The sequence below is a fragment of the Arenimonas sp. genome, assembly GCF_022842045.1.
GTDB lineage: Bacteria > Pseudomonadota > Gammaproteobacteria > Xanthomonadales > Xanthomonadaceae > Arenimonas.
In genome coordinates this window covers 33,106-54,826 of record NZ_JALHQI010000012.1, presented here as the reverse complement: position 1 = coordinate 54,826, position 21,721 = coordinate 33,106, and the positions used below count along the sequence as shown (strand labels likewise).

14 protein-coding genes and 2 pseudogenes are annotated in these 21,721 nt (G+C 61.5%); 7 read left to right on the top strand and 9 right to left on the bottom strand.

What is annotated here, in order from left to right; all coding sequences use genetic code 11:
* From Q0C12_RS14870 to ntrC, 5 genes and pseudogenes are all read right to left on the bottom strand, one after another.
* Positions 1–134: pseudogene (locus Q0C12_RS14870) on the bottom strand (superoxide dismutase family protein); the annotation flags it as partial.
* 78 nt (positions 135–212) lie between these two features.
* Entirely contained in the window at positions 213–902 is a 690-nt protein-coding gene (gene modB / locus Q0C12_RS04690; RefSeq protein WP_290886853.1) for a molybdate ABC transporter permease subunit, read from the bottom strand.
* Between the two features lies 1 nt (position 903).
* The gene (gene modA / locus Q0C12_RS04685; protein WP_290886850.1) at positions 904–1,671 is read right to left on the bottom strand and encodes a molybdate ABC transporter substrate-binding protein; all 768 of its coding nucleotides are present in this window, start codon (positions 1,669–1,671) and stop codon (positions 904–906) included.
* A gap of 36 nt (positions 1,672–1,707) precedes the next feature.
* Positions 1,708–2,099 (bottom strand): annotated as a pseudogene (locus tag Q0C12_RS04680) (VOC family protein).
* Between the two features lie 56 nt (positions 2,100–2,155).
* Entirely contained in the window at positions 2,156–3,571 is a 1,416-nt protein-coding gene (gene ntrC, locus Q0C12_RS04675) for a nitrogen regulation protein NR(I) (protein ID WP_290886847.1), read from the bottom strand.
* A 397-nt stretch (positions 3,572–3,968) separates the two neighbouring features.
* Between ntrC and Q0C12_RS04670 the strand changes: the two genes are divergently transcribed.
* The 4 genes from Q0C12_RS04670 (at position 3,969) to Q0C12_RS04655 (ending at position 11,384) form a co-directional block, all read left to right on the top strand.
* Positions 3,969–5,507 (top strand): class I SAM-dependent DNA methyltransferase, encoded by a 1,539-nt coding sequence (locus Q0C12_RS04670; RefSeq protein WP_290886844.1) that lies wholly within the window; start codon positions 3,969–3,971, stop codon positions 5,505–5,507.
* A complete protein-coding gene (locus Q0C12_RS04665) occupies positions 5,504–6,076 on the top strand; it encodes a restriction endonuclease subunit S (RefSeq protein ID WP_290886842.1) in 573 nt (190 codons plus the stop codon). Before Q0C12_RS04670 ends, Q0C12_RS04665 begins: the two co-directional genes overlap by 4 nt.
* Positions 6,077–7,813: a DUF262 domain-containing protein gene (locus tag Q0C12_RS04660; RefSeq protein WP_290886839.1), complete on the top strand. Its 1,737-nt coding sequence runs from the start codon at positions 6,077–6,079 to the stop codon at positions 7,811–7,813.
* Between the two features lie 169 nt (positions 7,814–7,982).
* A complete protein-coding gene (locus Q0C12_RS04655) occupies positions 7,983–11,384 on the top strand; it encodes a DEAD/DEAH box helicase family protein (RefSeq protein WP_290886836.1) in 3,402 nt (1,133 codons plus the stop codon).
* Between the two features lie 169 nt (positions 11,385–11,553).
* Here the strand turns inward: Q0C12_RS04655 and Q0C12_RS04650 are convergent, their stop codons facing one another.
* The 4 genes from Q0C12_RS04650 to Q0C12_RS04635 all read right to left on the bottom strand — a co-directional run bounded on the left by Q0C12_RS04650 (position 11,554) and on the right by Q0C12_RS04635 (position 17,828).
* Entirely contained in the window at positions 11,554–12,468 is a 915-nt protein-coding gene (locus Q0C12_RS04650; protein ID WP_290886833.1) for a hypothetical protein, read from the bottom strand.
* Positions 12,469–13,798: 1,330 nt separating this feature from the next.
* Complete coding sequence (locus Q0C12_RS04645) at positions 13,799–14,929, bottom strand: AAA family ATPase (RefSeq protein WP_343212435.1); 1,131 nt, start codon at positions 14,927–14,929, stop codon at positions 13,799–13,801.
* A 46-nt stretch (positions 14,930–14,975) separates the two neighbouring features.
* Positions 14,976–17,411 (bottom strand): hypothetical protein, encoded by a 2,436-nt coding sequence (locus Q0C12_RS04640; protein WP_290886827.1) that lies wholly within the window; start codon positions 17,409–17,411, stop codon positions 14,976–14,978.
* A gap of 132 nt (positions 17,412–17,543) precedes the next feature.
* The gene (locus Q0C12_RS04635) at positions 17,544–17,828 is read right to left on the bottom strand and encodes a hypothetical protein (RefSeq protein WP_290886824.1); all 285 of its coding nucleotides are present in this window, start codon (positions 17,826–17,828) and stop codon (positions 17,544–17,546) included.
* A gap of 236 nt (positions 17,829–18,064) precedes the next feature.
* Here Q0C12_RS04635 and Q0C12_RS04630 point away from each other — a divergent pair, with 236 nt between their 5' ends.
* From Q0C12_RS04630 to Q0C12_RS04620, 3 genes are all read left to right on the top strand, one after another.
* Positions 18,065–19,120 carry a bifunctional nicotinamide-nucleotide adenylyltransferase/Nudix hydroxylase gene (locus Q0C12_RS04630; protein ID WP_290886858.1) on the top strand — a complete coding sequence of 352 codons (1,056 nt, stop codon included), beginning with the start codon at positions 18,065–18,067 and terminating at the stop codon, positions 19,118–19,120.
* A gap of 61 nt (positions 19,121–19,181) precedes the next feature.
* Positions 19,182–20,606 carry a nicotinate phosphoribosyltransferase gene (locus tag Q0C12_RS04625; RefSeq protein WP_290886821.1) on the top strand — a complete coding sequence of 475 codons (1,425 nt, stop codon included), beginning with the start codon at positions 19,182–19,184 and terminating at the stop codon, positions 20,604–20,606.
* A 99-nt stretch (positions 20,607–20,705) separates the two neighbouring features.
* Positions 20,706–21,719: an SPFH domain-containing protein gene (locus Q0C12_RS04620; RefSeq protein ID WP_290886818.1), complete on the top strand. Its 1,014-nt coding sequence runs from the start codon at positions 20,706–20,708 to the stop codon at positions 21,717–21,719.
* The last annotated feature ends 2 nt before the right edge of the window (positions 21,720–21,721 follow it).

The window sequence follows — 21,721 nt, the reverse complement described above, 5'->3', positions numbered from 1 at the left end:
TGCGCCGGCGCGGGTGCCGGTTCTGCGACCGGCGCGGGCGCGGGCGGCGCCTCGGCCGCCGGCGGCTCCGCGGGCTGGCAGGCAGACAGCGCCAGTGCGGTGCCGAGCAGCATCGTGGTTCTCATCAGGGTCATGGCACGTCCTTGCGATCGGTCGGGAGCCAAGGGTGTCAGCCCCGGCATTAACGGCGGGTCAAGGATGGCCTCCGCGCCTCATTCGCTCGCCTGCCGGTAGGCCGCCCGCCGCACCAGCCACTCCGAGGCGACCAGGGCACCGATGGAGATGATCACCGAGACGACCGCCAGCCGGGCGATCGCCACGCCGCCACCGGGCACCTGGATAAGGGTATGCATGGCGAGCGCGATGGTCTGCGTCTCGCCCGGGATGTTCGACACGAAGGTGATGGTGGCGCCGAACTCGCCCAGGGCCTTGGCGAACGCCAGCGTCATGCCGGCGATGACGCCACGCAGGCTCAGCGGCAAGGTGACCTGCCAGAACGCCGCCCACGGCCGCGCCCCGAGGCTGGCCGCCATTTCATCCACTTCCCGGGGAATGGACTCGATCGACAGCCGGATCGAACGCACGAACAGCGGGAACGCCATGATCGCCGCGGCAATCACGGCGCCCGTCCAGCGGAACGCGAACGTGATGCCCAGCCACTGCTCCAGCCAGTAACCGATTGCGCCCTGCCGGCCGAGCAGCACCAGCAGGACATAGCCCGTGAGCACCGGGGGCAGCAGCAGCGGCAGGTGGACCAGCGCGTCGAACAGGACCTTGCCGGGGAACTGCTTGCGCGCCAGCACGTAGGCCGTCGCTATCGCGAACGGCAAGGCGCACACCACCGCCAGCAATGCCACCCTCAGGCTGAGCCCGATCGCGACCGTTTCCTCGTGGGTAAGCATGTCAGGGGGGGGAGAACCCGGCCTTCCTCAGGATTTCCGCGGCGCGGTCGCCGCGCAGGTAGCCCAGGAATCCCCGGGCATGGTCCGCGTCCGAACGGGCGACGCGGGCGGCCGGATAGATGATGCGGCCATGGCCGTCCGCGGGAAATCGGGCGATGGCGCGTACGCCCTTCTCGGCCTGCGCGTCGGTGGCGTAGACGATGCCGATCGGCGCCTCGCCCCGGGCTACGAACGCCATCGCGGCGCGCACGTTCTCGCCTTGGGCCAGCCGGGGTTCGAGGGCCTCCCAGAGCCCCAGCGTCTCCAGCGATTGCCGCGCGTAGCGTCCGGCCGGGACGCTCGCAGTTTCCGCCACGGCCAGGCGTCCATCGCCCAACGCGCGCAGCACCGCCTCGCGGTCGGTGAGCGCCACTGCGGCCAGCGACGAGGTCGCGGGGGCAATCAGCACGAGGCGGTTGGCGGCCAGGTCGAAGCGGGTGGAGGGATCGATCTGCTGGCGGCGCTGCAGGTAATCCATCCACTCGGCGTCCGCGGAAATGAAGACGTCGGCCGGCGCGCCCTGTTCGATCTGGCGCGCCAGCGCCGAGCTGGCGGCGAAGGACACCACCACCGGCTGGCCCGACAGGCGCGTCCAGTCCTCGGCGGCCGCGTCGAGGCTTTCCTTCAGGCTGGCCGCCGCGAACACGGTCAGGGCCCGCGGTTCACCCCGGCCGTCGGCCGGGAGCGCGACCAACAGCAGCAGGCACAGGAAGCAACGCAGGACGGTCATGGCCTCTCCCGGAAAAAGGGCTGGGTGGCCGTGGCCTCAGGCCGGCCGATGCAGCGCGCAGAGCTTGTTGCCGTCCGGGTCGCGCACGTAGCTCAGGTACAGCATGCCGATGGCATTGGTGCGCGGGCCGGGCGGGCCTTCGCAGCTGGTGCCGCCGTTCGCCACCGCGATGTCGTGGAACTGCTGCACCTGTTCGGGCGAGCTGCACTTGAAGCCGAGGGTGGCGCCGTTGGCGACGGTGGCGGGTTCGCCGTTGATCGGCTCGGTGACGCAGAAGGTGCTGCCCTCGTGGCGGTAAAACAGGCGCTTGTGACCGTGCCCGAAGTGTTCTCGAACGGCGCGCCGGCCCCGAGGAAGCCCAGCAGCGCGTCGTAGAAGCGCTTGGCGCGGTCGATGTCGTTGGTTCCCACCATCACATGGCTAAACACGCGGCGTCTCCTTCGGGATTGGTGGGCGGATGGTCGCAGGCCAGCGGCACGCGGCGCTAGGGTGACTTGCGCCGCCGGGTGGCGCCCAGCTTGCGGGTCACGGTGTTGCGGCCCAGCCCCAGCTTCTCGGCGGCCAGCTGGCGGTGGCCGTCGGTGTGTTCCAACGCGGTTTCCAGCAGCACCTGGTCGAAGCGTTCGCGCAGCGCCGCGTGCAGGCCGGTGTCGCCACGGGCCAGGGCCTCGCGCGCGGCCTGGGCCAGGCCGCGCGTCCAGTCCCCGGCGGCGGTGGCGGTGCCTTCGCTGCGCAGCGCACTGCCCAGTTCGCGAAGGGTGATGGTTTCACCCGGGGCCAGCGCCACCAGGCGCCAGCACAGGTTCTCGAGCTCGCGCACGTTGCCGGGCCAGTCGTGCCGCTCCAGGCGCTTGAGTGCCTCGGGATGGAAACGCTTGGCGGGCGCGCCGAACTTCTTCGCGGCCTGGGCCAGGAAGCGCGCGGCCAGCGCCGGCACGTCGCCCTTGCGCTCGCGCAGCGGCGGCAGGCGCAGGCGCACCACGTCGAGGCGGTGCAGCAGGTCGGCGCGGAAGCTGCCGTCGCGCACCTTGGCTTCCAGGTCCTGGTGGGTGGCGGCGATCACCCGCACGTCCACCTTGATCAGCTCGCGGCCGCCGACGCGGAAGAACTCGCCTTCGGCCAGCACGCGCAGCAGCCGCGTCTGCAGCGAGGCGGGCATGTCGCCGATCTCGTCGAGGAACAGCGTGCCGCCATCGGCCTGCTCGAAGCGGCCGACGTGGCGCTTCTGCGCGCCGGTGAAGGCGCCGGCCTCGTGGCCGAACAGTTCGCTTTCCAGCAGCTCGGCCGGAATGGCGGCGGTGTTGAGCGCGACGAAGGGCTTGCGGGCGCGCGGCGACTCGCGGTGCAGCGCGCGGGCGACCAGCTCCTTGCCGGTGCCGGTTTCGCCGGTGACCAGCACGTTCAGCGGTGCCTGCGCCAGGCGGCCGATGGCGCGGAAGAGTTCGCGCATCGCCGGCGTTTCGCCGACCAGGGCGTCGCCCATCTCCGGCGCCGCCTGCTCCGGCGCGGCTTCGGCGGCAGGCAGCGCGCGCGCCGCCAGCGCCACGGCCTCGTCCAGGTCGAAGGGTTTGGACAGGAACTCATGGGCACCGCCGCGGAAGGCGCCGGCAGTGCTGGCGATGTCGGTGTAGGCGGACATCACCACCACCGGCAGGTCCGGGCGCTTCGCCTTCAGCGCATCAAGGAAGGACAGGCCGTCCATGCCCGGCATGCGCACGTCGGTGAACACCAGGTCGGGCAGCTCGCCGTCGGCCAGCGCCGCCAGGGCCTGGCGCGGGTCCTCGAACGCGCTGACCGCGTAGCCGGCGTCGCGCAGGGCCTCGGCCAGCACGAAGCGGACAGTGCGGTCGTCGTCGACGACCCAGAGCTGGGCGTGGCTTGGCTTACCGGGGGCAGGCATGCGCCGCAGTTTGCACCATGAGGGTGCAAGTGGCGAGTCAGGCCGCCTCGTCCGAAAACAACAATAGGTTTTTCGCCGAGCTGAACTTCTCTTTTAATGCTTATTTTTCAGCAAGATAGGTTTTGTCCTCCCCCCGGAAAGCCATAGCATCTGGCAATTCAGATTCGCGGATCCTACGCCTGCCGCATCGAATGACCATTGAGCATTACTCGTCCAAACCAAAATGTGTGCTCCAGCGGGGCGACGAAGCCGCTCAGGGCCATCGTCGTATGCTGTCCACCTCGCCAAGGACGGCCTGGGGGTTGTCCCTGGTGTCGTCGCGATAGTCCAGAGACTGAGATGCCAACCAAAGACGCCCCGATTCTTATCGACACCCTCGCCAGCCAGGAGGGACTCCATGCTGACTGGTGAAATCCGCAATCAGGCCGACGCCATCTGGAATGCCTTCTGGTCAGGGGGCATCTCCAATCCTATGGAAGTGCTCGAGCAGATCACCTACCTGCTCTTCATCCGTCGCCTGGACGACGCACACACCCTCGAAGAGTCGAAGGCGATGGTCCTGGGCAAGCCCATGGCCAGCCGTGTCTTCCCGGAGGGAAGAGACCCTAAGGGCCGTCCCTATGAGGACTTGCGCTGGTCCCGGTTCAAGAACTTCGCTCCGGCCGACATGCACATGGTGGTCGGTGAACACGTCTTCCCGTTCATGCGCACCATGGGCGGCGACGGCTCCACGTACTCGCGACATATGGAAGGCGCCCGCTACACCATCCCTAACGCAGGACTGCTCGCTAAAGTAGTGGACATGCTCGACAAGGTCCCGATGGACGATCGGGATACGAAGGGCGACCTATACGAGTATATGTTGGGCAAAATCGCCGCGGCGGGCCAGAACGGCCAGTTCCGTACTCCAAGGCACATCATCAAGCTGATGGTAGCGCTAACGCAGCCGACGCCTACGGACACTATCTGCGACCCGGCCAGCGGCACCTGTGGTTTTCTTGTCGCCGCGGGAGAGTACCTCCGCAAGTACCACCCAGCACTATTCAACGATCCTGCCGCGCGCGAGCACTTCCACCGCGCCATGTTTCACGGATACGACTTCGACAATACGATGCTGCGAATTGGCAGCATGAACATGGCGCTGCACGGGGTGGATAACCCCGACATTCGCTACAAGGACTCCCTTGCCCAGGACCACGCAGGCGACGAGGAGGCCTACAGCCTGATCCTCGCCAATCCGCCGTTCGCGGGCAGCCTCGACTACGAGAATACGGCGAAAGACCTTCTCTCGATCGTCAAGACGAAGAAGACCGAGCTGCTTTTTCTCGCACTGTTCCTTCGTCTTCTTAGGCCCGGCGGTCGAGCGGCGGTAGTCGTACCTGACGGCGTGCTGTCCGGTTCGTCGAAGGCACACAAGGCACTGCGCAGGATGCTGGTGGAGGAGCAGAGGCTCGACGGGGTGATCTCGCTGCCATCGGGCGTCTTCAAGCCTTACGCGGGCGTGTCTACCGCCATCCTTCTTTTTACCAAGACGAACTCTGGTGGCACCGACCATGTCTGGTTCTACGACATGAGCGCGGACGGCTGGAGCCTCGACGACAAGCGCCAGCCGCTATTGGAAGAGTCCAAGCTTGGCCCTTCGCTGGCCGTAGCGCTGACCGAGGCCGAGCACGCCAAGAACAACCTGCCCGACGCACTTGGGCGTTGGGAGAAACGTGAAGGCAGCGAACGTGAACGGCCGCGCACCGCGCAGAGTTTCTGCGTGCCGAAGGCTGAGATTGAAGCGCAGGACTACGAACTCAGCCTCAATCGCTACAAAAAGTTGGTGAATGAGTCTGTGACGCACGATGCGCCGCTCGACATTCTGGCCAAGCTGAGAGCGATCGAAGCCAATATTCAGACTGGGATGGCAGAGCTGGAGGAGATGCTGAAGTGAGCAGATCCCCAATGGTTCCTCTTAAAGATTTGATGGCTGTCCGACAGGGCAGCGTCAACCCGTCGAAATCCCCAACCGAAATTTTCGAGCTCTACAGCATTCCGGCGTTCGACAATTACCGGCCTGAGGTACTTGCCGGCAGTGCAATTGGCTCAACAAAACAGATCGTTAGACCGCGCGATGTCCTTCTGTCAAAGATAGTTCCGCACATCCGACGCTCATGGATTGTTCGGGAACAACAGGAATACAGGCAGATTGCTTCGGGTGAGTGGATTGTGTTTCGCAGCCCTCGAGTAGTGCCTGAGTACCTTAGGCATGCGCTTCTGTGTGATGACTTCCACGCTCAGTTTATGCAGACCGTTTCCGGAGTAGGTGGTTCGCTGGTGCGCGCAAGACCAGCACAAGTTGCAAAGATTCCTATTCCACTGCCGCCCATCGCCGAACAACAGCGCATTGCCCGCATCCTGGACAAGGTTGATGCACTGAAATCCGCCCATCGAGTAATGCTTACGGAGCTGAGCAATCTGTATTCATCGCTCCAACACCGCGCCTTTCGGGGAGAGCTTTGAATGCAGCAACAAAACATCCCTATCGGCACCCTGGTCGACATGTACAAGCGCGGGGAGCTTCGTCTACCGGAGATCCAGCGCCACTACGTCTGGCGCGCTACTCGTGTACGCGACCTTCTGGACTCGCTATATCGTGGCTACCCCAGCGGCTCCATCCTGATGTGGGAGACGGATGAGCCTGTGCCGACGCGGGACTTCGCGATCGCCCAGGAGACCACCGCCTTCGCTGGCCGCAAGCTTTTACTGGACGGACAACAGCGGCTGACCTCGCTGACGGCAGTGCTGGGGGGCGGATTGGTGCAGGTTCGGGGCCGGAAGAAGCCCATAGACATCCTGTTCAATCTGGATCATCCAGACGGACCTCCGAGTTACGACACGGAGGTTACCAGCGACGAAGATTCGCCGATGGCGGCGGACGATGAGCAGGTTGATGAGGCGGACGGTGCCGACGACATCGACGAAAGCGAGCAGGGGCTTCAAGAGAAGCTGGGCCGTCGCACCTTCGTCGTCGCGAGCAAGAATCTTGCATCCTTGCCGAACTGGGTGTCGGTCACTGAGGTATTCAGGACTGATGACAACGGTGCGCTACTTGAGAAAGCAGGTATCGAATCACTAAAGGACCCTCGCTACAAGCGGTACTCCGAAAGACTACAGCGACTTCGGGACATAAAGAAATACACCTACGTTGTGCATGTCCTCGAGCGCAACATGAGCTACGAGGAAGTCACCGAGATCTTTGTCCGCGTGAACTCCCTGGGCGCCAAGCTCAAGTCGTCGGACTTGGCGCTGGCCCAGATGTCGTCCCGCTGGCAGAACCTGCTCAAAGAGCTGGAAGCGTTTCAGGAGGAGTGCGAGAAGAGCTGGTTCACGATTGATCTGGGTCAGTTGGTGCGCGCCATAATGGTGTTTGCAACCCAGCAGTGCCTGTTCCGCTCGGTTGCCAGCACGCCTGTCGAGAAGTTGAAGGCAGGATGGGCTCAGGCACAGGAAGGCCTGCGCTTTGCCATTAACGTCCTGCGCAGCAATGCCGGTATCGAGGATGAGTCGCTGCTGTCGTCGCCCATGTTTATTCATGTGCTGGCGGCCGTCAGCCGGATCAAGGACAACAAGCTTACAGCTGAGGAGCAGCGCGCCCTACTGCATTGGCTGTTGGTCGCGAACGCCCGCGGACGTTACTCGCGAGGTTCAACCGAGACCCTGCTGAATGAGGACCTGGCCATTCTCTTCCGTGGTGAAGGCATTAGCGGCCTGATGGAGCCGGTCAAGCGCCAGTTCGGGCGTCTCCATATCGAACCGGGCGATATTGCGGGCCGCGGCGTGAACAGCCCGCTTTTCTCGCTGGCGTACCTAGCCCTCAAGGCGGCCGGCGCCAAAGACTGGTATAGCGGTCTGGGGCTATCCCTGACCCATCAAGGCAAGCTGCACTTCATTCAGTGGCACCACGTCATCCCGAAATCTCTGCTCAAGCAGCAGGGCTATGAACCCGGCGAGATCAACGAGATCGCCAACATGGCCTTCATCACTGGGCAGACGAACCGGCGCATCAGTAACAAGGAAGCGACGGACTACTTGGAGGGCGTGGTCGCCAAGCAGGGCTCCGCCGCGCTGGAGAGCCAGTGTGTGCCGACGGATCGGGCACTCTGGAATACAAGCGCTTACCGGCATTTCCTCGCTGCTAGGCGGGAGGGTTTAGCCGCCCGGATGAACGCCTTCATCCAGGAAAAGGCAGGGGCGTAGGTCAACTTGGATCGGGCGATAGCAACCAGCCGATGTGCAGAGGGAAGGACAGAGCTATGGGGTCGCCATTCCCCCAAGGCGTGGCATCCTCTTGCTGGTACAAGAATGGCTGTGTCGGGCGAAGCTTCATCGTAGAACCTGGTGGCGAGATCCCAAGGGAAGGGTACGCATGAGCAACTTCAGTTTCCTGCAGGCGGAATGGGCGCTCGTTCACGAGGCGGCCGTTCGATGCGAGCAGGCCGCCCATGCCGATCCGAGGGCCTCGTGCTTCTATGCCCGCCGCGGGCTCGAGATTGCCGTAGCGTGGCTGTACGCGCATGACAAGGCCTTTCAACCTCCCTATCAGGATACGCTGAGCGCGCTCATCTACGAGCCAACCTTTCGCAAGCAGGTTGGAGAGGCCCTGTTCGCGAAAGCCAGGCTGATCAAGGACCTTGGGAATCTGGCCGTCCACAGCCACAAGCGTGTTGCCGAAAGTGACGCCCTAACAGCGTCACGCGAGCTGTTCCACTTCTGCTTCTGGATGGCCCGCCGGTACGGCCGCCAGGTCCGTCCTGCGCCGAGCCTTTCCTTCTCCCCCGATCTGTTGCCAAAGATCTCCGGGACGCCCGCGCTTTCGCAGGCCGAGATCGAGAAGCTCTCAGCGGCGCTGGCCGAAAGGGATGAGGCGCTCGAAGGCCTCAAGACCTCCCACGAGAAGCTCAACGCCGAACTGGAGGAGTTGCGAGAGGAGGTGGCGGCGGCGAAGAAGGCCAACGCCGCTGAACCCGATACCCACGACTATTCGGAGGCCGAAACCCGCAAGGCGTATATCGACCTCCTGCTTCGGGAAGCAGGATGGTCGCTTGATCCGGCCAAGAACTTCGAAATCGAAGTGGCCGGCATGCCCAATAACGAGGCCAAGGGCTTCGTCGACTATGTGCTGTGGGGCGATGACGGCAAGCCTCTGATGCTGGTCGAGGCTAAGCGGACAACGCGCAGCCCCAAGGTCGGCCAGCAGCAGGCCAAGCTCTATGCCGACTGCCTTGAGAAGGCTTACGGGCAGCGCCCGGTGATCTTTTACTCCAATGGTTATGAGCATTGGATGTGGGACGACGTCGATGCGCCACCGCGAAGAGTTCAGGGTTTCTACAAGAAGGATGAGCTTGAACTGCTAATCCAGCGCCGCACGTCGCGCAAGCGAGTTGCGGACGTCCCGATCAATGCATCGATCATTGAGCGCTACTACCAGATTCGCGCAGTGCGGCGCGTGGGCGAGACCTTTGAGGTCGACCACCAGCGGAAGTCACTTCTCGTGATGGCTACCGGCTCGGGAAAGACCCGAACAGTAATAGCGCTGATAGACGTACTTATGCGGGCGAACTGGGCCAAGCGAGTACTCTTCTTGGCCGACCGGGTCGCCTTAGTCAATCAGGCGGTAAACGCCTTCAAGACCCATCTTCCGGATGCCGCACCGGTCAACTTGGTAACCGAGAAGAATACGGACGGGCGAGTTTTCGTTTCGACCTACCCGACGATGATGGGCCTGATAGACGAGGCTCCCGATGGGCAGCGCCGCTTCGGCGTGGGACACTTCGACCTGATCGTTATTGACGAAGCCCACCGTTCGATCTACCAGAAGTACCGGGCAATCTTCGAGTATTTCGACAGCATGTTGGTCGGGCTGACAGCAACCCCAAAGGATGAGATCGACAAGAACACCTATGGGCTTTTCGACCTGGAGACAGGGGTCCCGACCGATGCGTACACCCTTGAGCAGGCCATCGCCGATGGCCACCTCGTCAAGCCGATACCCATCGCCGTCCCGACCAAGTTCCAGCGCGAGGGTATCCGGTACGCCGATCTCTCCGACGAGGAGAAGGAGCAATGGGAGTCCCTTGATTGGAGTGACGACGGGACCATCCCGGACGAGATTGACCCCGCCGAGCTGAATCAGTGGCTGTTCAACGTGGACACCGTCGACAAGGTGCTCGAGGTTCTAATGACCAAGGGCCACCGGGTAGCGGGTGGCGATCGGCTCGGCAAGACCATCGTGTTTGCCAAGAACAACGACCACGCAGACTTCATCGCCGAGCGTTTCAACGCGAACTATCCCGAGTACAAGGGGCACTTTGCTCGCGTCATCACCTACAAGACTGAGTACGCGCAGAGCCTCATCGATGACTTCTCCAAGAAGGAGAAGGCGCCACATCTAGCAATCTCGGTGGACATGCTCGATACCGGCATTGACGTGCCAGAGGTCGTCAATCTGGTCTTTTTCAAGGTCGTCCGATCGAAGACCAAGTTCTGGCAGATGGTGGGCCGAGGAACCAGGCTGTGCCAGGATCTGTACGGTCCGGGGCAGCACAAGAAGGACTTCGTCATCCTCGACTTCTGCGGGAACCTCGAGTTCTTCAGCCAGAACCCGAACTTCTCAGACGTAGCGACGACCGAGGCACTCTCAACACGCTTGTTCAAGGCGCGGGTCCAGATGCTTCTTGAGCTCGATGCCCTCCGCGGGAAAGGAACCCCCGTAGAACAAGCTCAGTCGCCGGTCTACGGGGATAGCCTGACCGACGCCCAGCTCCGGGCAGACATTGCCCAAGGGCTTCATGCTTATGTTGCGGCGATGAACCCCGATAACTTCGTCGTCCGGCCGCAGCGCCGGTACGTGGAGACATTCTCCACGCCGGAGGCTTGGAGCCACCTGGGGCCTGACTCGGTCGAAGCGCTGTTCGGAAGGGTGGCTGGCTTGCCATCCGCGGCCGTCGACCAGGATGAGGAGGCCAAGCGGTTCGACCTGCTGATCCTCCGAGCGCAGCTGTCCATTCTTCAGGCTGGCAAAGACTTTGGCCCCTTGATGGAGCGAATCCGCCGAATCGCCGCTGAGCTTGAGGGTCAAATGGCGATCCCAGCCGTCAAGGCCGAGGCCGCCCTCATCCAAGAGGTGGCTAGTGAAGAGTGGTGGGAATACGTGACGGTCCCCATGCTGGAGCTCGTTCGGCGCCGCCTGAGGGCCCTGATCAAGCTCATCCCCAAGGGCCGGAAGGTGGTTGTCTATTCGAATTTTGAGGACGAAGTTGGCGAGGCCGTCGCCGTAGACCTGCCTCAAGTCGCCGGCCTCGATATGGCCAAGTTCAAGGAGAAAGCGCGAGCATTCCTGAGGGTGAACGAAACGCACATTTCGCTCCAGAGGCTACGCCGCAACCAGCCGCTGACGACGCAGGATATTAATGAGCTTGAGAAGATGCTGGTTGCTGCCGGCGGCACTCCCGCGTTGATCAGCGAGGCCAAGGCGCAGGCAAAAGGCATCGGACTCTTCGTAAGGTCGCTCGTTGGGCTTGATCGTGAGGCGGTAGTCGAGGCGTTCAGTCAGTTTGTTGCTGAATCACAGGCCACACCTAGCCAGATCGAATTCGTTGAGTTGGTCGTTCAGGAGCTCACGAGAAACGGAGTGATGGAGGCGGAGCGCCTATTCCAGTCACCGTTTACCGATGTCAACGCCCAAGGTCCGCTCGCGATCTTCCCACAGGGTCGGATGGCGCAGCTTGTTGATGTACTTGAATTGATTAGAGGAAGGGCAGTGGCATAGATATAGCTCATGAGCCTGCGCTTTGAAGATGCAACGCGCGATTCGTTACGCTCCATCGTAGCCACCTGCAAGTTCCATCATTGGAATGGACTACGAGACCAGCAGCGCCACTTTAGTCAGGCGGAACGGATGTCTTGGCTGACGGCAACGCCGAGCTGGCCAGTTTCATTTAGCTGCTTGCTTTTCTGCGCTGAGTGCGTCGCTTTGCCGAGGCGTCCCGTCTCCGTTTCACTTCTTGCCCCGGGATAATCTCAGCCTCTAGGATGGGTTCTTCAAGATCGACGAACCTGCCCGTTGCTGGGCATCTCGGACGCTTCCAACGGCATAGCTCGATGGTGGTATCTGTCTCCTGGCGTGAGACAACATCCCAGTCGACGTCGAACAAGGAAGCGGACAAGGGCACACGGCTACGAACTCTATCCAGCTGTTCAATCAGCTCGTCGCGATGCTCTCTAAATCCTTGCCGTCGAAGCAAGAAGGGAAGGGCTCGATAGATATCTCTGAATGCCGCAACATGCAACATTAGGTCACCCTTCGATTCGGCCAGCCTGGCGAGGCCAAGCAAAACTGAGAACGAGTGCGGTGTTCCGTAAAGGAATAGGTTGCTCGTGTCGGTCACCGACATCACGGGGATGTAGTCGCGCCTCTTAAGCCTCTCGACCTCGTCAGGAAACCTCCAAGGCAGAAACGCCCTTATCGAAGAATCTTGACGCCGATACGGCTCGAGGCGCTCGTGGATTTCAGGCTCACTGATGGGTTCCTGAGCTAGCAAAGGAAACAGGGGCAGCTCAAAGCATTCGAGCGAGCCTGGCGCCACACGGTCAAGTCTCTTCGCTGATCCCGGGGATACAGTCGCTTGGCCTCCCGCCCATTTTTCATGCAGCCCGGACTTCGTCCTGGAGCCATAGATGCTGGCAGCCGCCAGATCAGGCAGTGACATGGATGCCTGGCTCTGGGCGAATGAAAGGACCACCTTCGTTTGGAGTCTTCTCCAATCCTGAATGCGGACACGCTTCTCGCCCGTTAGCTCCTTTATGAGATCACCCAGCGCCTTCTGGGGGCTTGGATCAAGAATCCTTTTCATAGCCTAGTTTTGGCATTTACTCGCCCAGCCTGTACCTCCAATACCTCTCCCGGCCTGAGACGCCGAAAGATCCCCGCAACGATCAGGGTACTTAGCACGGCGCGCTTCACCCGGGCTGGGTCACTGGCTCCGCTCTCCATTGAAAGATCCCTAATGATTTCGCCGACCGTCTTTTCACTTCCGACATTTAGTTCGCGCTGAACGTAGGCCAATGCCCTGCTATAAAGGGACAGATCGAGTGAAACCGCCCTGCCAACCCAGCTTCGTTTGTGGGCACTTACGTAGCGTCCATAACCAACTCGGTCTGATTCGCGCCAGTTGCTTCGGTTCACCTTGAACAGTCTCGCCATCCAAACAGGTGGTGGCAATGGAAGTCCGTGATGTGTCTCTGCCATAACAGCCGCAGCATATCGGAGGTGCTTGTGATTTCGAGACGCCAAACTGCCGGTTGGTTGAGTGTCCATGATCGCGTTAACTGCGAGCGGGAGTGTCGCACTTGATGCACCTAGCGGGTCCAAAAGCACCTGTAGAGGCGGGACAGACTGAAGGGCGGCGTACTGAAACACTGTCGTCAGCCTCGGGCGCGACTTGTTGCTCTTCCAAACGAGAACCCGAAAATCTCTAACGCTTTTGTCTGGCGAAAGGCGGCCATTATCCTGCAGAGCAGTCAGGAAGATGCTCCATGGGTTTCCTTTGATTCCTTCGGGGTTGCTGGAGGTGAATTGAATTAGATCCTTCGAACTCCGATTGCTCCACCTCTCCCATGTGGTTTCCGATCGTTCAGCTGCAGGCACCCATCCAAGGGAAGCGCTGCAGACTCGACAGACGTATCGATCGCCATCGAGCGACTCAAAATCCACCTGCGTAGCTCGACACTCCCTGCAACTCTCAGCCAAACGCACACCGTCAATCGGGCAATGCGTCACTGTTGCAAGTTGCCATGCGAGCAAGTCATAGCGTTCCTCCGCTGGCTTGAGATAGCAAATTGGGCACCAACGACGACTCTGAACGAACACTCCAGTTACCCGCGACGTAAGTACGCCGCTAAAAGGAAGCAACGTCCCTGCGCTCAACCCAGCCTTTCCCGTTAGTCTCTCTAGCCCCATAGCGAGCCGTGTTGCGACCGGTCCATAGCCACAGATCGCCTGGTAGCTGAAGGTTCGCATCTTGGACTCGTTGCTAACTGCATTAGCCGCATCCCGAGCCAGGGCAAAGATCCGAGCTGGCTTCACGCAGTGCATGAAGGCGAGGCGTGCGCCATAGTGCTCAAGTGATTCAACGCATGAGGAATTTGAACCTAGCAGGTCCATTGGGGCAAGTATTGACATGCTCACGCCCTCTTTACGGGGAGCCTCGGTTTTGGTTTCGCACGACGCCGCCCCTTGCCTTTAGAAGGACGGGCATGATCGCCACGTGCGTTATCCCCAGGCTGCTCGCTCGCCTCTGTCGCACTCGACACGTCGGTCTTGGTGTCGGCATTGTCGCTCGTCTCTGCGCGATCCGGTCCGACCTTCTTTTTGCTGGCCGCCAGCCTTGCGGCCTTTGCTTCCCTTGCCAGCTCCTCAAAGTTCGAGCTTTCGAGAGCGCGCTCCCCGGCATTAATCTCAACCCACAATCGCTTCACCTGATTCCGACGGGGCAACGCGTAGCTAATGTCAGCTAAGGAAATTGTCTTACGACCCATCGCTTCGGCGCGCTCATCCGCCCGGTCAAAAAGACCTTTTAATTGGCCGAACACGCCCCCTGTAGCCGTCATTATTGCTGCCGCGTTCTTTATGATCTTCTCGCGCTCGCCTTTCGCTATGCGATAGAAATCGCACATCTGCTCAATGAGTCCGACAAAACTTTCTACATCCTCATCTATCTCGATCACGTACCTTTGCACATGAACAGTTGGCATTTTGCGTGTGAACTGCGACGTTCTATCCCATAGCTTCAGAATCCTGAATGTCGCCAAGAATACGATTACAACTTCTGCATCTAGCGCGAGCAGCCTCCAGCTCTCTAAGTGATCCGCCTCATCGCGCCCGGATTTCTTTATCACGCACATCATGTCGGCTTCATCGATTATGAGGTACCTAACATTTCGACCTTTCAGGAGGCGCGTGACACGCTGCCTCATTGTTCCCTCTGTAATCGACCGATGAGATGCAGGCGAGGCGCGTATTCCAACCTTCTCAAGGACTTCCTCTCGGCCGACAGAGTGAAACGGGTCTTTCAGCACGTTCAGAAGCCGGGATACGGTGTCTTTGGAAGAGTAGTATGCGTTCTCGGAGTTTGTTGCAATCATCTCAACGATTGGCATGTCCCAGTCATTTAGCATCGGATTCTTCTCAGTCAGGCGCCTTACTATTTCCGCCGCAATAGTGCCCTTCCCTGACCCGGACATCCCCGTCACCAGAACCATTGACCCTTTTTCCGCGCGATTTATATGCGCGTAACAGAGTTCGAGGGCTTCCATGTACTTCGGATGTTCTATGGTCGGTACATGATGTCGGCGCGCACCCTTATCCATTGGTCTTGAACCTCTTGCTCGTCCCGGACTCGAGTCGCGTAAAGATGTCGCTTCCTGCCGATGCCGTTCGAGAAGTCTCGTTTGCTCGCGGCGATCGCTCGCTCTTGCTCAGAGCCCGAGCCCTAGCGTCCAGTTGGTCAATCTTTGTGTTCAGCTTTACCTGGTTCTTTGTTCGCACGTCTTGGTTTTCGTCCCAGCGCTGGCGAGCGTGCATCCCCTCAACCAATCGTTCAATCGGAGACAGGCCCCGCAGCTCATCTGCATCGTGGGAATCGGCGGTCACCCAGCCACTCTTGAACTGAACATAGATCGTCGACGGATCCTCAGGATCTAGGCGAACCTGATCGAAAGTCTTATGTTCGCGAACCGCGTCGATCAGATCCAACGAACTATAGTTTCTCAGGCCGACCCTGAGCCCCCTGGTTACGTCCATATCCATTTTTCTCACATTGATCGGTACGCTCGTTTCTATTAGCGTCATTGGTTCGGATATTTGCGCCGGCAATCCCACGGGTCGCAGGGCGCGCTCCGCCAGAAACCAGTCGCGTGGAGAGTTGTGCGCAAAAGCTTTTGGAGATGTGTCATGTAGTGAACGAAAGTCCTCCGCGATCAAGTCATGCACTGTTTCAAAGTCATGTACTGCGGTAGACCGGCTCTTGTACTGATTTGACGAGCGCCGCCTTGCTTCGTCGTTTCTAGTTGATCCCGCTAGCTTTCTCGGCACCCCGTAGTTGATAGCTCTGATAACTGATTCGACGCACTGGCCTGCGCGAGGCGCCCCTGTTGGTCTGTTGATGATTGAACATCTGTTCCAGGCCAGTGCCCGTCGCCACATGTTTGATCTATGCTCAGGCCCGCCATCGTTGACCACAAACTGCGGATAGAATCCCCATCGGCGGACGATGTCCCTGAGTAGCAAGGAAAGAAGAAAGGCCGAGGCCGCACCGAATGCGACAGCAAAGCCCAGTATGTGCTCGGTCCGTTCGCAGACGGCGATTGCGAAGGATGGCCTCTCAAGCGATATGAGACCTGCGATCTTTGCGAACGATCGGCAGTCTTCTGGGGAGGAGTCCACGTGTACCACCTGGCCCGCCGTGAGCGCTTCCGGCCTTGCCGTCTCAATATCTGAAATTGGCGCATGCGCATGAAGCCCTCTTGACCCACTCTGCTTTTGGGCCGTTGCGCCAGGATCCTTGGCATTCACGAACTTGCGGAATGTCTCGTAAGAGACGGGATGCATGCCCTTTTCTTCGATTTCAGCAGAGACCAGCCCGTAGGTCTCCCTAATGCTCTTCGGGTTGGGTATAGCTATGTGCTGGGCGTGAAACGTTTCTAGTAATTCTGTTTGATCTTCAAACCGACAACCCCTGTTTCCCGAGAGCTCATACTTGGTTGCGGCTGCAAATTCTGGCTCGCGACCCTCTTGGATTTTTTGCTGGTACGTCGCGATGATTCGCCGGTCATTGCTGTTGGGTTTACGAGATCCACTTTCTATGTCTGCGATGCGAGCGATTCGCCTTATTGCTGACCTATGGTCAGCAGCAGTAATGCTTGCTGCGGAGTTGCTCCATTTCTCTTGACGCCTTATCTGCTCTGTTGCAATGCGGGACAGCTCTTTTCTATCAGCGTTCCGCGCATTGGTTTCTGATGGATAGAATGTGAACCGATCAGCGTCCGTGAACTTTGTTGAGCCCATTGTTCCGAACAGACACCTGTGTGCCAGGGCATTGATAAGGACATGCTCTACTTCGCTTCCTAGCTTCTTTCTGAGCGCGGAGAGGGTTCTTGGCCTCCTCTCGACAAGTGACCTTGCCTGCAGGAGAAGCGGGTCTGTCTCGATTTCTTCTCTCTGCAGTAGGCCTTGTTGAGGGCATACGAGCATCAGGTTCGCCAGTTCTACCTGGCTTATTTCTCGGTCGCAGAAGACACGGAATTCCATGCCTAGATTGTTGAAATAGTCTTCACCAGGCAGAAACCTGTAGCCCTCCCGGCATCGCACATAGTCGTTTCGGCGAGTTTTGGCGAGTTCAATAAGCTGACTTTCGGTCTTGCATTCAACTACGATGACGCGCTTGAGCTCTATGTCTACGAAGTCCGGCGTGTACGGGAAGCGTGTGCGTCGCCCATTAGGGGAGAGCCCACGCACATGTATCCTGCCCGGTTGGTTTATAGGCAAGAGGCTGTCTCGTCCGATCAGCGCTCGAAGCAGGTACTTGAGCTCAACTGTTGCCGAATCGACTTGGAAAGCAACGCCCGCTACGGCGGACGCATAGTTGACGCTGAACGACCTGAGGCCACCGCCAGACGACTCTCGTGACGGGGCATCCAGAGCGTTAGCTATGTACTCGATGCCCCGCTCGGCGACGCCCAGAGTTCTCGAGTGATCTAGGATTTTCTCCCGTTGGGAGAAGCTGAACTTGTTGAGCACGTTTTCCCCCGGCCAAAGCCGCCCCTTGACACAAGGCCAACGAGGAGTAGGATCGGAAGAGTCAGGACGGTCCAAAGTCTGACTCGCAAGTAGTGCAAAAGCCCGGCCGGCCAGCCGGGCTTTTTCATTTGCTTAGGTTTCCATCGTCGTCTTCTCCTGCCTGTCGGCATTCCCGAGCGAGCTGAGGTAGGCCGCAACGTCCGAGGCGGTGGCGAACCACCCCCTTCGATGCGGCACCTGGAAGGTGTGGAAAGGAAGCCTCCCCTGGCGCCTGGCTTTGCAGGCCGCCTGATGGGAGGGGAACCGGAGTACTTCCCCGAGCTCGGCCAAGGTCAGGATGGCGCCGTAGCGCTCCTGCAGGACTTCGCATAGCTGTCGCTGCTCATCGCAGATCCGCACGCCGCCGTTCTCGGACATTACTTTCCCGCCCAGTACCATTGCGGCCAGTATCGGACTGTTCGGCGCCTAGCGGGAAATCAACTTTCGTCCGTTTTTTCGTCTCAAGTTGACGATCCGCCCAGGGGACTCATGGCCATGGGCAGGTCGTGAATGTTTCCTGTCTGGTCTGCGCGGAGTGAATTGACTTGCCATACGGACGGAGTAGATTTGGCAACAGGCAAGCGGACAGACCGCAAGCCACTTAACCGTGAGGGATTCTCATGGACTACGATTACCTCGTTTTCATCGGGCGTTTCGAGCCCTTCCACAACGGCCACGCCGCTGTCGCCCGCTACGCACTGAGCCGGGCCAAGAAAGTCATCTTCCTCGTCGGTTCGGCCGACACCCCCCGCACGATCAAGAACCCGTGGACCGTCGGCGAGCGCGCCGTGATGATCCAGTCCGCGCTGCCCGAGGCCGCCGATCGCCTGCTGATCCGGCCCCTGCGCGACCATCTCTACAACGAAAGCCTGTGGATCGCCGCTGTGCAGCGCACCGTGGCCGAAGCCATCAAGGCCGACGGCGGCGCGCCCGGCGCCAGGATCGGCCTGGTCGGCAAGGACAAGGACGCCTCGAGCTACTACCTGCAGGAATTCCCGCAGTGGGACCTGGTGGACGTGCGCCACACCGAAACCCTGTCGGCCACCGAGCTGCGCCGCTACCTGTTCGAGGCCAACCAGCTCGACAGCCACGGCGGCCTGATGATGATCCGCGCCAACGTGCCGGGCCCGGTGTTCGACATGCTGGAGGCCTTCCGCAAGAACTCGCCGGCGTTCAAGCAGCTGGTGGCCGAGCACCGCTTCATCGACACCTATCGCGCCGCCTGGGCCGAAGCGCCCTATCCGCCCACCTTCGTCACCACCGACGCGGTGGTGGTGCACTCGGGCCACGTGCTGCTGGTGCGCCGCCGCGCCGAGCCGGGCAAGGGCCTGTGGGCACTGCCGGGCGGCTTCGTCGGCCAGAACGAAGGCCTGCTCGACGGCTGCCTGCGCGAGCTGCGCGAGGAAACCCGGCTCAAGGTGCCGGTGCCGGTGCTCAAGGGCTCGATCAAGGGCCAGCAGGTGTTCGACCACCCCGAGCGCAGCCTGCGCGGCCGCACGCTCACGCACGCCTTCCACTTCGAGTTCCCGGCGGGCGAACTGCCGGACGTGCGCGGCGGCGACGATGCCGACAAGGCGCGCTGGATCCCGGTCAGCGAGGCGCTGGACATGAGCCCGCAGCTGTTCGAAGACCACCTGCACATCCTGGAATTCTTCCTCGGCCGGGGTTGACCCGGCCGTTCCCCGCCGGCGGACAGACCGCCGGTTTCCCCGACGCGAAGGAGCTTCCGTCATGAAATGCCTCGACAATCTTCTCCTCAACACCGACAGCTACAAGGCCAGCCACTGGCTGCAGTACCCGCCCAACACCGACGCCACGTTCTTCTACGTCGAGTCGCGCGGCGGCCTGTACGACCGCACGGTGTTCTTCGGCCTGCAGGCCATCCTGAAGGAATACCTGGCCAAGCCGATCACCCACGCCGACGTGGACGAAGCGCGCGACCTGTTCGCGGCGCATGGCGAACCGTTCAATGAATCCGGCTGGCGCTACATCGTCGACAGCCACGGCGGCCTGCTGCCGGTGCGCATCCGCGCCGTGCCCGAGGGCAGCGTGGTGCCGACCCACCAGGCGCTGGTCACCATCGAGTCCACCGACCCGAAGGCCTACTGGGTGCCGTCGTACATCGAAACCCTGCTGCTGCGCCTGTGGTACCCGGTCACCGTGGCCACCATCAGCTGGCACGCCAAGCAGACCATCCGCCAGTTCCTCGAGCGCACCAGCGACGACCCGGAGGCCGCGCTGCCGTTCAAGCTGCACGACTTCGGCGCGCGCGGCGTGTCTAGCGCGGAATCGGCGGCGCTGGGCGGCGCGGCGCACCTGGTGAACTTCCTGGGCACCGACACCGTGTCGGGCCTGATGGCGGCCAAGGCGTACTACCACGAGCCGATGGCCGGCTTCTCGATCCCGGCCGCCGAGCACAGCACCATCACCAGCTGGGGCCGCGGCAACGAAGCCGAGGCCTACCGCAACATGCTGCGTCGGTTCGCCAAGCCCGGCGCCATCGTGGCGGTGGTGTCGGACAGCTACGACATCTTCCACGCCATCCGCGAGCACTGGGGCAAGACGCTCAGGCAGGAAGTCATCGACTCGGGCGCCACGGTCGTGATCCGGCCCGATTCGGGCGACCCGGTGGCCGTGGTGCACCAGTGCCTGGAGCTGCTGGACGAGGCCTTCGGGCACACCGTCAACGGCAAGGGTTACAAGGTGCTCAACCACGTGCGCGTGATCCAGGGCGACGGCATCAACCCCAACTCGATCCGCGCCATCCTCGAGCGGGTGACCAGCGCCGGCTACGCCACCGACAACGTGGCGTTCGGCATGGGCGGCGCGTTGCTGCAGCAGCTCAACCGCGACACGCAGAAGTTCGCGCTCAAGTGTTCGGCGGCGCGGGTGGACGGCCGGTGGATCGACGTCTACAAGGACCCGGTCACCGACCACGGCAAGACCAGCAAGCGCGGCCGCATGACCCTGCTCAAGCACCGCGAGTACGGCACCTACCGCACCGTGACCGTGCCGCCCGAAGCCGCGTCCGTGGCCGATGTCGAAAAGCCGCTGGGCTTCGACGACGCCCTGGTCACGGTGTGGGAAAACGGCCACATCGGCAACGACTGGACCTTCGCCGACGTGCGCGCCCGCGCCAACGCCGCCCGGCTCTGACCGCCGGCCACCTTCGATGAATCACCCGCGACCCGGACACCCCGGGTCACGCGGCCCCTCTCAACCCGGAAAACGCCGGGAACGCCAAGGAGCAACATCATGTTCGGCATCCGCTACGTCAAATCCTCGCCCAGCCACTACCTGCTGCAGTACCGCAACGGCCAGATCGTGCGCGAGGGCACGGGCCTGGCCTTCTTCTACTTCGCGCCACGCTCGTCGCTGGTCAGCATCCCGCTGACGGCCACTGACGTGCCCTTCATGTTCGAAGAGATCACCCGCGACTTCCAGTCCGTCACCCTGCAGGGCCAGGTGAGCTACCGCGTGGCGCAGCCCAAGCTGCTGTCCGAACAGCAGGACTTCAGCTTGCTGGCCAACGGCGCATACGCCAGCGAAGACCCGCAGCGGCTGCCGGTGCGGGTGCTCAACGCGGTGAAGGCGCAGTTCCGCGCGCTGCTGCAGGAAGTGGACCTGCGTGACCTGCTGCAGGGCACCGAGCGCCTGTCCAAGACCGCGCGCGGCGGCCTGGCCACGGCGCCGAGCCTGGTGGCGCTGGGCATCGAGATCGGCGACCTGGGCCTGCTGGCCGTGAAGCCCAATCCGGAAACCGCCCGCGCGCTGGAAGCACCGATGCGCGAGCAGATCCTCAAGCAGGCCGACGACGCGACCTACACCCGCCGCAACGCCGCCATCGAACAGGAACAGCTGATCAAGGAAAGCGAGCTGCGCAGCGAACTGGTGGTGGAGCAGAAGAAGCGCCAGGTGCGCGAGACCCAGGTCGAATCCGAGCGCGTGATCCTCGAGAAGAAGCACCAGATCCAGGCCCAGGAGCTGGCCGGCCGCGTCACGCTGGAAAAGAAGAATGGCGAACTGGTGCAGCTGCAGGCCGAGAACCAGCGCCGCGAGGCCGACGTGCGCGCCTACGGCACCCAGGTGCTGGTGCAGGCGATGCAGGGCCTGGACCCGCGCACGCTGCAGGCGCTGGTGATGGGCCAGGCCAGCCCCGAGGCGCTGATGGCGGTGGGCTTCCAGACCTTCGCCGACAACGCGGCCAAGATCGGCGAGTTCAACTTCTCGCCCGACGCCCTGCGCCAGCTGGCGCGCAAGGCGGGCTGAGC